A 10,014-nucleotide genomic window follows, 5' to 3' on the forward strand; every position below is an offset into this window, starting at 1 on the left:
CACGGGTGAAGAGACGGGGGAGCCTTGCGGCTCCCTTTTTCATGGCGAGGGCTCAGGGCGCAACCGGTTCCTCGGCCGCATGCGCGCGGTGCAGCAACTGCACGAAGCCGGGCGCATCGGGCAGATGCACATCGGCCAGGCGCCTGACCGGAATGCCCGGGGACCACGAATTCATCACCACGGCGCCGGCCAGGGATGGCAGGTCGGCCCGGGTCAGCACGGCCTGGCGTTGCGCCACGCCCAGGCGCTGCAACTGGCGCCGCAGCATGGACTCGGTCGTGCCCGGCAGCACCTGGGCGCGCGGCCAGACCACGGCATCTCCATCCCAGAAGGCCAGGTTCCAGATGGTGGCCTCGCCAATGCGGCCGTGGCGGTCGGCAAATGCGGCGTCGTCAAAGCCCTGGGCTACGGCGCGGCGCAGCAGATGCGTCTTGGCCACCTCGCCCACATGCTTGAGGTGGGGCAGCATGCGCTCATGCTCGAACAGCGCCAGGCTCAAGGGCGCGGCGGGGCCCGAGGCGGGTGCCGAGGTGCGCACCAGCATGCGCGGCCGTGCATCGGCGGCCGTGAATTCACCGGCAGGCGAGTACACCGTGGCGGTCAGCGACACATCCTGCGGACCGTTGGCAAGCGCCGCCCGCAGCTGTGCCTGGACATCGTCATCGGACAAGGCCTGGCCGTACAGCTCCAGCGAGGCCTGGCGCAGACGCTGCAGATGCAGGTCCAGCCCGCGCAGCCGGCCGCCGCGCACCTGCATGGCCGTGAAATGGGCATGGCCGGCAAAGGCCAGGGCGGCGAGTTCGGCCGCCGTAGCGGGCTGCCCATCGATAAGGCTGGTGAAGAAAGAGGCGGTTTCCATGGGTTCATCCATCCAGTTTTCTTGATTGTTCGATGGCGGTCCCAAAAGAGGAAGCAAGTAGTATTCGGGGCTTTATCAAGAAAAATTTGAAGATCCATGCGCCAGCTTCCACCCGGCACGCGCGCCCTGCGCAGCTTCGAGGCTGCAGGGCGCCACCTGAACTTCACGCGCGCGGCCGACGAGTTGGGGCTGACCCCGGCGGCGGTCAGCCACCAGATCAAGGAGATGGAGGAACAGCTGGGCCTAGTCCTCTTCACGCGCAACAGCCGCAGCATGCAGCTCACGCCCGCAGGCAGCGTGCTGCTGGAGGCCACGGCCGAGGCGCTGGGCCTGCTGCGGCGCGCCACCGGCCGTGCCCGCCAGCTGGCCCGGGGCGAGACGCGGCTGCGCCTGTCGCTGGGCGCGCGCTTTGCCACGCAGTGGCTGCTGCCCCGGCTGCCGCGCTTTCGCGCCGCGCATCCGCAGATCGAACTGAGCTTCGACATCTGCGACGAGGTGCGCGACTTCGACGCCGATGACATCGACGCCGCCATCCGCTTCGGCACCGGCCGTGATCCGCACACCCTGGCGGTGCGCCTGCTCGATGCCAGGGTGATCCCCGTCTGCAGCCCGGCCCTGCTGCAGTCCGGCCCGCCGCTGGCGCGGCCTGTTGACCTGCTGGCGCACACGCTGTGCCATGTCGATTGCAGGGTGGACAGCCAGGTCTGGCCGAACTGGCCGATGTGGATGGCGGCGGCCGGCGTGGAGGGCCTGGACGCAGGCCGCTGCATCGCCTTCACCGACTCCAGCCACGTCGTGCAGGCCGTGCTGGACGGCGGCGCCGTGGGCCTGGTCGAGCAGGACCTGGTGGCCGAAGACCTGGCCCGTGGCCGCCTGATGCGCCTGTTCGACATCGCCGTGGGCCTGGGCCCGGCCTACGCCTACCACCTGCTTTACCCCCGGCGCAGCCAGGGCCAGCCGGCCATCGAGGCGCTGCGTGCGTGGGTGCTGCAGGAGGCCGGGCTGTAGCGCCTACGCCTACTGCCGTACGGGATCGGCAAATCGCATCAACCCGCGCACCACGGCCTGCACGGCCGGGTCTTGTTGCGCGGCGCTGCGGCAGGCCAGTCCCAGCGGGCGTGTCAGGGCGGGGCTGAGTCCGCGCTGCTGCAGGGTGCGGCTGACGGCGTCCATGGGCTCCTCGCGCGGCAGGACCGTGGGGCCGTGGCCGGCGGCGACCAGGGCGCGTATGCCTTCGGGAAAGCTCATTTCCATGCGTGGCTGGGGCAGCAGGCCCGCCTGGGCGAACCATTGGGACAGCAGGCGGTGCATCTGGGTGCCGGCGGCAAAGCCTATCCAGGGCTGGGCGTTGAGCCATTCGGGCGTGATCTGGTCGGGCAGCGGCATCTGCGGCGGGGCGAACAGCTCCATGGGGTCGTTGCGCCAGGCGCGCATTTCAAGGCCTGAAGGCACGGGCTGGGGCAGCCCGACCAGGGCCAGGTCCAGGTGGCCAGTCGCCAGGCGCTGCATGGCCTGGGCGGAGCTCACGACTTCCAGGCGCAGTTCCACGCCGGGCGCGTGCTCGGCCAGCCATTGCAGCAGTTCGGGCAAAAGCAAGGGGCTGACGCCGGCCGAGGCGCCTATGCGCACGCTGGCGCCAAAGCCCTCGGCACGCTTGCGCACCTGGCGCAGCAGGGCCTCGCTGTCGGCCAGCAGGCGGCGTCCGCCTTCGGCCAGCAGAGCGCCTGCGGGCGTCAGCTGCGCCTTTCGCTTGCCGCGCACCAGCAGCGGTGTGTCCAGGCGCGCTTCCAGCTCCTGGATGTGCAGGCTGACGGCGGGCGGCGACAGGTGAAGGGCCTGGGCGGCAGCAGCCAGCGTGCCCAGGTCGGCCACGGCCACCAGGGTCTGGAGCTGGTCAAGGTTCAGGCGTCGCATCAGGTTTCCTGAAGATGATGTTCCGAAGATTCGACTTTATCTAATCTGGGTGCGAATCCATCATCCCGTCCCGTATCAAGAACGAGGCCATGGAATGGAATTGAGCAATGCGGTGCTGGCCGCGGCCCTGGGGGCCGCGCTGATGAATGCGGGATGGAACAGCGCCATCAAGCTGGGCGGCGACAAGATGGTCGCCATGGCGCTGACCACGGGGCTGGCCAGCCTGTGGTCGCTGCTGGTGCTGCCCTGGCTGGACTGGCGCGCGGCGGGGTTGTGGAACGCATCGGTGTGGTGGTGGCTGGCGGCCTCGGTGGCCGTGCACACCGTCTATCACTTCGTGCTGCCGCGCGCCTACCAGCATGGCGAGTTCGGCGTGGTCTACCCGGTGGCACGCGGCAGTGCGCCGCTGTTCGTCACGCTGGGCGCGGCGCTGCTGGCCGGAGAGTGGCCGGGCGCGACCGGGCTGGCCGGCGTGCTGTGCCTGTCGCTGGGCGTGCTGGCGCTGTCGTTGCGCAGCGGCGCGGCCAGCGGTTATGGCGGCAGCGGCTATGCGCTGGCCACGGGCGCCATGATTGCCTGCTATACGGTCATCGACGGGCTGGGGGCGCGCGCATCCGGCTCCGCGCTGCTCTATGCGGCTCTGCTCACGCTGGGCGATGGCCTGGCCACGGTGCTGATCGTCGCCTGGCGGCGCGGCCCCGCCGTGCTGCGTGCCGATGCACGCACCTGGCGCCTGTGTGCCCTGGCCGCCGCCATGCAGCTGAGTGCCAGCTGGATGGCGACCTGGGCGCTGTCGCAGGCGCCCATGGGGCTGGTGTCTGCGCTGCGTGAAAGCAGCGTGCTGTTTGCGGGCTGGATTGCCGCCTGGCTGATGCGCGAGCGCCTGGGCCGTGTGCGCATGCTGGCCTCGGCCCTGGTCTTCGGCGGCATCGTGCTGGTGCGCTGGGGCGGTTGAGCCGCCCGGCGCCAACGGCCGTTGCGTGCTCAGCCGTGGCTGATGCGCGTGCCCAGGAGCGTCAGGAACTGGGCGATCCAGGCCGGATGTGCGGGCCAGGCGGGGGCGCTGACCAGGTTGCCTTCGGTATGCGCCTGGTCCACGCCGATGTCGGCGTAGGTGCCGCCGGCCAATTCGACCTCGGCACGGCAGGCCGGGTAGGCCGAGCAGGTGCGGCCCTTGAGCACTCCGGCGCCGGCCAGCAGCTGGGCGCCATGGCAGACGGCGGCCACGGGTTTGTTGTTGTCGAAGAAGTGGCGCACGGCGGCGCGCACGGCGTCGTAGTTGCGCAGGTACTCGGGGCCGCGTCCACCGGGGATCACCAGAGCGTCGTACTGCTCGGGCTTGATGTCGGCGAAGCTGGCGTTGAGCGTGAAGTTGTGGCCGGGCTTCTCGCTGTAGGTCTGCGCGCCCTCGAAATCATGGATGGCCGTCTTGATGTGTTCCCCGGCCTTCTTGTCGGGGCAGACCGCATGCACCGTGTGTCCCACGGCCTGCAGGGCCTGGAAGGGGACCATGGTTTCGTAGTCCTCGCAGTAGTCGCCACAGATCATCAGAATCTTCTTGCCAGCCATGTGCTTGCTCCTTCAGAAAAAGTCAGAGGAAGCGAACATTGTGGCAGCGTCGGTGACGCAGGCATGACCGGCTGCAAAAACGCAGGCCCGCAACAAAAAAGAGAGCCGAAGCTCTCTTTTGCGAGGGAAGGCGCGCGGGGCCAGGCTATGGCGGGCCGTCAGGCCGTCAGGCGCTGCAGGGCTTCGCGGTACTTGGCGGCCGTCTTCTCGGTCACTTCCTGGGGCAGGCGCGGGGCCGGGGCGCTCTTGTCCCAGGGCTTGCCGTTGACCTGGGCCTGCTCCAGCCAGTCGCGCACGAACTGCTTGTCGTAGCTGGGCGGGTTCTCGCCCTTGGCCAGCGCTTCGGCATAGCCTTCCACGGGCCAGTAGCGCGAGCTGTCGGGCGTGAGCACCTCGTCCATCAGCACCAGTTCGCCGTTTTCGTCCAGGCCGAATTCGAACTTGGTGTCGGCAATGATCATGCCCTTTTCGAGGGCGATGGCCGCAGCTTCCTTGTAGATGCGGATGGCCGTGTCGCGGATCTGGGAGGCCAGCTTCTCGCCGACCATCTCCACCGTGCGCTCGTAGGTGATGTTCTCGTCATGGTCGCCCATCTCGGCCTTGGCGGCCGGGGTGTAGATGGGCTCGGGCAGCTTGGCTGCGTTGGTCAGGCCTTCGGGCAGGGGCACGCCGCAGACCGAGCGCGATTCCTGGTATTCCTTCCAGCCGCTGCCGGCCAGGTAGCCGCGCACTACGGCCTCGATCAGCACGGGCTTGAGGCGCTTGACCAGCATGGAGCGGCCCGTGACCTGGGGCACTTCGGCGGGCGTGACCACGGACTCGGGCGCTTCGCCGGTCAGGTGGTTGGGGCAGATGTGGCCGAGCTTGTCGAACCAGAACAGCGCCATTTGCGTCAGCAGCTCGCCCTTGCCGGGGATGGGCTCGCCCATGATCACGTCGAAGGCCGACAGGCGGTCCGAGGCCACCATCAGGATGCGGTCGTCGCCCACGGCATAGTTGTCGCGCACCTTGCCGCGCGCGAGCAGCGGCAGCGAGGCAATGTTGGAAGTGTGCAGGGCGGAGGGGCGGGACTGGGTGGTCATGTGAGGCAAGGGGCAATCTGGCAAAGAGGCTGCAGCGGCCGGATGGCTGCAAGCGGCACGCGCAGGAGCGCGATTCTAACCAACGGCGCCTCACGGTGACGGGCGGCCCTTGGCAAGCCCCACCCCAGGGGCGCAGCCTGGCAAACCCGCCGATTGTGCGCCCAATTGCATGGCGCGCAAAACCCGCCTCCAAGGCCCTGCACCGTCCTGCGCTATCGGCTTGCGGCGTTGCTTTTGGGCAGACCCCGGCGCATAGTGGATTCGCAAGCAAACGAATGCGCATTCCGGCCTGCAAGCACCTGTCCCTGCGGATCGTCTCCCTGTGGACCGGGCTGTTTTCATCCAGAGCAAGGAGTGTTTAGATATGAATCTGACGATTAGTGGGCATCACCTGGAGGTCACTCCCTCGCTGCGCAGTTACGTCATGGCCAAGCTCGAACGCATTCTTCGACACTTTGACCAGGTGGTGGATGTAAAGGTCTTGCTGACCGTTCATAACCAAAAGGAGAAGGAAAAGCGCCAACGTGCCGGTTGCACGCTGCGCGTCAAGGGCCAGGATCTTTTTGTCGAGACCTCTCACTTCGATCTCTACGCCGCCGTCGATGCGCTGGCTGACAAGCTGGACCGCGTGGTGGTGCGCTACAAGACCCGCCAGCAGGGCAGCCGCTATGGTTCGGCCAAGCGACTCGATGATGCTGGGCTGACCTTGGCGTCAGTCGGGTGACAGGTAAGGCGTCTGCCCTGTGCGGGCGCTTACAATACCTGCGCTTATGTGGCTGATGAGCCACGCACGACCACCGCCCTTCGGGGCGGTTTTTGATGGGGGTCAGGGTTTCCCCACGGTTTCCGGCACTGCGGTGCATAATTGTTTCCCGAACCATGAACCGTCTTGCCTCCATCCTGCCCGCCGCTCAAGTGCTCGTGAGCGTCGACGTCACCAGCAAAAAGCGCGCTTTCGAAGAAGCAGGTCTGCTCTTCGAGAGCCTGCATGGCCTGTCCCGCGCACTCATCACCGACAGCCTGTTTGCACGCGAACGCCTGGGCTCGACGGGGCTCGGCCACGGCGTGGCCATTCCCCATGGGCGCATCAAGGGTCTGACCGCTCCCATGGCGGCCGTGTTCCAACTGGACAATCCCATTGGTTTCGATGCCCCCGATGAGCAGCCCGTGGGCCTGCTGATCTTTCTGCTGGTGCCCGAAGCGGCCACCCAGAAGCATCTGGAAATCCTGTCCGAAATCGCCGAGCTTCTCAGCGACAGCCAGCTGCGCGAGCGCCTGAAGTCCTGCGCCGATGCGGCCCGGCTGCATGGAATGATTGCCGGCTGGCAGTCCTCCGCTGCGCCCCTGGTCTAGTCTTCCAGACTTATTCCTTCCCCTTTTCACGGGCCTTGCCATGAGACCCAGTGCCATCAGCGCCGATGTCCTGTTCGAGGAGTTCCGCTCCAGCCTGCGCTGGGAGTGGGTGGCGGGCCTGGGAGCCTCGGAGCGCCGTTTCGACGAGATGGCCGTGCGCTCGGCGCGCTCCGGCGCGGACCTCGTCGGCTACCTGAACTACATCCATCCCTACCGGCTGCAGGTGCTGGGCGAGCGCGAGATCGCCTATCTGAGCAATGCCACGCCGCAGGACTGCCAGCGCCGCGTGGCACGCATCGTCACGCTGGAGCCGCCCGTGCTGGTGCTGGCCGACGGGCAGACGGCGCCCGATGCGCTGCTGTCCATGTGCGAGCGCGCCCACATTCCCATGTTCTCCACGCGCGAGCAGTCGGCCTTCGTGATCGATGTGCTGCGCGCCTACCTGGCCAAGCATTTCGCCGACCGCACCACCATGCACGGCGTGTTCATGGACATCCTGGGCATGGGGGTGCTGATCACGGGCGAGTCGGGCCTGGGCAAGAGCGAGCTGGGACTGGAACTGGTGACGCGCGGCAACGGCCTGGTGGCCGATGACGCGGTGGACCTGTACCGCATCAACCAGACGACGATCGAGGGCAAGTGCCCCGAGCTGCTGCAGAACCTGCTGGAAGTGCGCGGCATCGGGCTGCTGGACATCCGCGCCATCTTTGGCGAGACGGCCGTGCGCCGCAAGATGCGCCTCAAGCTCATCGTGCACCTGGTGCGCAAGGAAACCATGGAGCGCGAGTACGAGCGCCTGCCGGCCGAGCCGCTGACGCAGGATGTGCTCGGAGTGCCCGTGCGCAAGGTGGTGATCCAGGTGGTGGCGGGCCGCAACATCGCCGTGCTGGTCGAGGCCGCCGTGCGCAATGCCATCTTGCAGCTGCGCGGCATCGACACCTACCAGGAATTCGTGCAGCGCCACCGCCGCGCCATGGAGCGCGGCGACACCTTCTAGCGACCTCTGGCGTCGCCGAGGCCGGGCCGCCTGTTGCCTGGCCCCCACTGTTTTCAACGCGATTGTTTGCTGGCCGTGCGCCCATGTTTGCGCGCGGTGCGTTGTTGCTGCTTTCTTAATAAGAATAATTCTCATTTTCTATAATTCGGGCAGATGCCGTATCCGGCCTGTGTCCGAGTGTGTCCGAGTGGCTCCGGGCTGGATGCGGCGCATTTCCTTCCGTCTCGAAAGCCCTCCCGGATGTCTTCCCGTACCCGCATCGGCCTGCCGCGCACAGGCGCCGTCAGCCCCTTCACCCCTGTTTGCACCCCTGTTTGCACGCTCCACCGCCTGGGCACCATCGCCCGTGTCTGCGCCATGGTGGCTGCCGCGGCGCTGCCCGCGGGCGCCTGGGCCGCTGACGCCGAGCTGGGCGAGGTCACGGTGCGCGGCACCACCGATCCCCAGACCCTTCCCACGGTGGCCCCGGGCGGCCAGGTGGCCAAGGGTGCGGGCCTGGGCGTGCTGGGCCAGCGCGATGTGATGGACACGCCGTTCAACATCACCTCCTACACGGCCGAAGGCATTGCCAACCAGAACGCGGCCACGCTGATGTCGGTGCTGGAAAACGATCCTTCGGTGCGATTCACCACCAACACCGGCCATGCCTACGAGAACTTCACCATCCGCGGCCTGGGGGTGAATGCCTCGGAGCTGGGCTTCAACGGCCTGTATGGCCTGGCGCCCGACGGCCACGTGCCCGTCGAGATGATCGAGCGCGTGGAGGTGCTCAAGGGCCCCGGTGCGCTGATGAGCGGCATGACGCCCGGCGGTGCCGTGGGCGGCACCATCAACCTGGTGACCAAACGCCCGCTGGCCCAGGATCTCACGCGCGTGACCACCATGTTCAGCAGCGGCTCGCAGCTGGGCCTGCAGGCCGATGTCTCGCGCCGCTTCGGCCCCGAGCGCCGCCTGGGTATACGCGTCAACGGCAGCACCTCGAGCGGCGACACCGAGATCGACGGCCAGAACCGCCGCCACGGCCTGGGCGCGCTGGCGCTGGACTACCAGGGCGACGGATTCACGCTGGGGCTGGATGCCTACAGCTACCGCTCCACCATCCGCGATGGCAGCCCGATGATGGTCAGCATGCAGAACCTCAAGCAGGTCATCGCGGCGCCCGACGCCACGACCAACCTGTTCCCCGGCATACACGCCAAGCAGCAAAGCGATGCGCTGATGCTGCGCGGCTCGGTGGACCTGGGCGCGGACTGGACGCTGTTCGGCTCCGCAGGCACGGCGCAGCATGCCTACGACGGCATGCTCAACGGCACGCGCGTGGTGCTGCGCGCCCAGGGCGACGGCTCGGCCGTGGGCCAGACCTACAACCAGTACGGCTATACCGACAGCACGGCGGCCGAGTTCGGCGTGCGCGGGCGCCTGCGCACGGGCGGCGTGAACCACCTGCTGGTAGCCTCCCTGAACTGGATGAACCAGAAGGGCGGGCGCGCGGCCGTGGCCACCAGCGCCAGCTACATCACCAACATCTACAACCCCGCGCCCATCACGCTGGCCGGCCCCTACGGCGCCATCAAGCAGGAGCGCGACGATGTGCTCAGCAGCCTGGCCCTGGCCGACACGCTGAGCTGGGGAGGCGATGCCGTGCAACTGACCGTGGGCGCACGCCTGCAGCGCGTGAACCAGAAGATGGCGGGCTACAACGAGCAGGCCGTCTCGCCCGCGCTGGGCCTGGTGGTCAAGCCCTGGGGCGATGCGGTCTCGCTGTACGCCAACCATGTGCAGGGCCTGAGCGCGGGCTCCATCGTCGGCGCCACCTATGCCAATGCCGGCGAAGTGTTCGCGCCTTACAAGACCAAACAGTTCGAGATCGGCGCCAAGTGGCGCACGGGTGATTTCACGCAGACGGTCTCGCTGTTCCAGATCGAGCGGCCCTCGTCCGTGGTGGAGACAGCGACCAACCGCCTGCTGATGGATGGCGAGCAGCGCAACCGGGGCCTGGAGTGGAATGTGTTCGGCGAGCCGCTGCGCGGCACGCGCGTGCTGGGCGGCCTGGCCTACACCCAGGCCATCCAGAGCAAGACCCAGGGCGGCGCGCGCAATGGCTTCGGCGTCTACGGCGTGCCGCGCTGGACGGCCAACCTGGGCGGCGAATGGGACGTGCCCGCGCTCCCGGGCGCCACGCTCACCGGTCGCCTGATCTACACGGGCGCCCAGTGGGTGAATTCGGCCAACACGCTGAA

General features: G+C 67.7%; 10 protein-coding genes. 6 read left to right on the forward strand and 4 right to left on the reverse strand.

Features of this window, described 5'->3' with window-relative positions; genetic code table 11:
• Window positions 1–52 precede the first annotated feature (52 nt).
• Window positions 53–859 carry an aminotransferase class IV family protein gene (locus DA1_RS25775; RefSeq protein ID WP_034398093.1) on the reverse strand — a complete coding sequence of 269 codons (807 nt, stop codon included), beginning with the start codon at window positions 857–859 and terminating at the stop codon, window positions 53–55.
• A gap of 96 nt (window positions 860–955) precedes the next feature.
• On the opposite strand from DA1_RS25775, the gene DA1_RS25780 reads away from it, so the two are divergent.
• A complete protein-coding gene (locus DA1_RS25780; protein ID WP_034389911.1) occupies window positions 956–1,867 on the forward strand; it encodes a LysR substrate-binding domain-containing protein in 912 nt (303 codons plus the stop codon).
• Window positions 1,868–1,876: 9 nt separating this feature from the next.
• On the opposite strand, the gene DA1_RS25785 is transcribed toward DA1_RS25780, so the two are convergent.
• On the reverse strand, window positions 1,877–2,773 hold the full coding sequence (locus DA1_RS25785) for a LysR family transcriptional regulator (RefSeq protein WP_034389913.1): 897 nt from the start codon (window positions 2,771–2,773) through the stop codon (window positions 1,877–1,879).
• Between the two features lie 94 nt (window positions 2,774–2,867).
• Between DA1_RS25785 and DA1_RS25790 the strand changes: the two genes are divergently transcribed.
• Window positions 2,868–3,728, forward strand: coding sequence for a DMT family transporter (locus tag DA1_RS25790; RefSeq protein ID WP_034389915.1), 861 nt, complete (start codon window positions 2,868–2,870; stop codon window positions 3,726–3,728).
• Window positions 3,729–3,757: 29 nt separating this feature from the next.
• On the opposite strand, the gene DA1_RS25795 is transcribed toward DA1_RS25790, so the two are convergent.
• Both DA1_RS25795 and DA1_RS25800 read right to left on the reverse strand, forming a co-directional pair.
• Window positions 3,758–4,342 (reverse strand): DJ-1/PfpI family protein, encoded by a 585-nt coding sequence (locus DA1_RS25795; RefSeq protein WP_012202930.1) that lies wholly within the window; start codon window positions 4,340–4,342, stop codon window positions 3,758–3,760.
• 158 nt (window positions 4,343–4,500) lie between these two features.
• Window positions 4,501–5,424, reverse strand: a complete 924-nt coding sequence (locus DA1_RS25800) for a phosphoribosylaminoimidazolesuccinocarboxamide synthase (RefSeq protein WP_034389917.1) — start codon at window positions 5,422–5,424, stop codon at window positions 4,501–4,503.
• A gap of 364 nt (window positions 5,425–5,788) precedes the next feature.
• Between DA1_RS25800 and hpf the strand changes: the two genes are divergently transcribed.
• From hpf to DA1_RS25820, 4 genes are all read left to right on the forward strand, one after another.
• A complete protein-coding gene (gene hpf, locus DA1_RS25805) occupies window positions 5,789–6,148 on the forward strand; it encodes a ribosome hibernation-promoting factor, HPF/YfiA family (protein ID WP_012202932.1) in 360 nt (119 codons plus the stop codon).
• Window positions 6,149–6,303: 155 nt separating this feature from the next.
• Window positions 6,304–6,777 carry a PTS sugar transporter subunit IIA gene (locus DA1_RS25810; protein WP_013804474.1) on the forward strand — a complete coding sequence of 158 codons (474 nt, stop codon included), beginning with the start codon at window positions 6,304–6,306 and terminating at the stop codon, window positions 6,775–6,777.
• Window positions 6,778–6,817: 40 nt separating this feature from the next.
• Window positions 6,818–7,774, forward strand: a complete 957-nt coding sequence (gene hprK / locus DA1_RS25815) for an HPr(Ser) kinase/phosphatase (RefSeq protein WP_013804473.1) — start codon at window positions 6,818–6,820, stop codon at window positions 7,772–7,774.
• Window positions 7,775–8,014: 240 nt separating this feature from the next.
• On the forward strand, window positions 8,015–10,014 hold a 2,000-nt coding region (locus DA1_RS25820; protein ID WP_062794180.1), incomplete at its 3' end, for a TonB-dependent receptor.

The organism is Delftia acidovorans NBRC 14950 (genome assembly GCF_001598795.1).
In the GTDB taxonomy this organism is placed as follows: Bacteria; Pseudomonadota; Gammaproteobacteria; order Burkholderiales; family Burkholderiaceae_C; genus Comamonas; species Comamonas acidovorans.

Bases quoted from the DNA above. Each gene is read 5' to 3' on its own strand.
- DA1_RS25775 (WP_034398093.1), bottom strand. From the start codon at position 859: ATGGAAACCGCCTCTTTCTTCACCAGCCTTATCGATGGGCAGCCCGCT.
- DA1_RS25780 (WP_034389911.1), top strand. From the start codon at position 956: ATGCGCCAGCTTCCACCCGGCACGCGCGCCCTGCGCAGCTTCGAGGCT.
- hpf (WP_012202932.1), top strand. From the start codon at position 5,789: ATGAATCTGACGATTAGTGGGCATCACCTGGAGGTCACTCCCTCGCTG.
- hprK (WP_013804473.1), top strand. From the start codon at position 6,818: ATGAGACCCAGTGCCATCAGCGCCGATGTCCTGTTCGAGGAGTTCCGC.
- DA1_RS25785 (WP_034389913.1), bottom strand. From the start codon at position 2,773: ATGCGACGCCTGAACCTTGACCAGCTCCAGACCCTGGTGGCCGTGGCC.
- DA1_RS25790 (WP_034389915.1), top strand. From the start codon at position 2,868: ATGGAATTGAGCAATGCGGTGCTGGCCGCGGCCCTGGGGGCCGCGCTG.
- DA1_RS25795 (WP_012202930.1), bottom strand. From the start codon at position 4,342: ATGGCTGGCAAGAAGATTCTGATGATCTGTGGCGACTACTGCGAGGAC.
- DA1_RS25800 (WP_034389917.1), bottom strand. From the start codon at position 5,424: ATGACCACCCAGTCCCGCCCCTCCGCCCTGCACACTTCCAACATTGCC.
- DA1_RS25810 (WP_013804474.1), top strand. From the start codon at position 6,304: ATGAACCGTCTTGCCTCCATCCTGCCCGCCGCTCAAGTGCTCGTGAGC.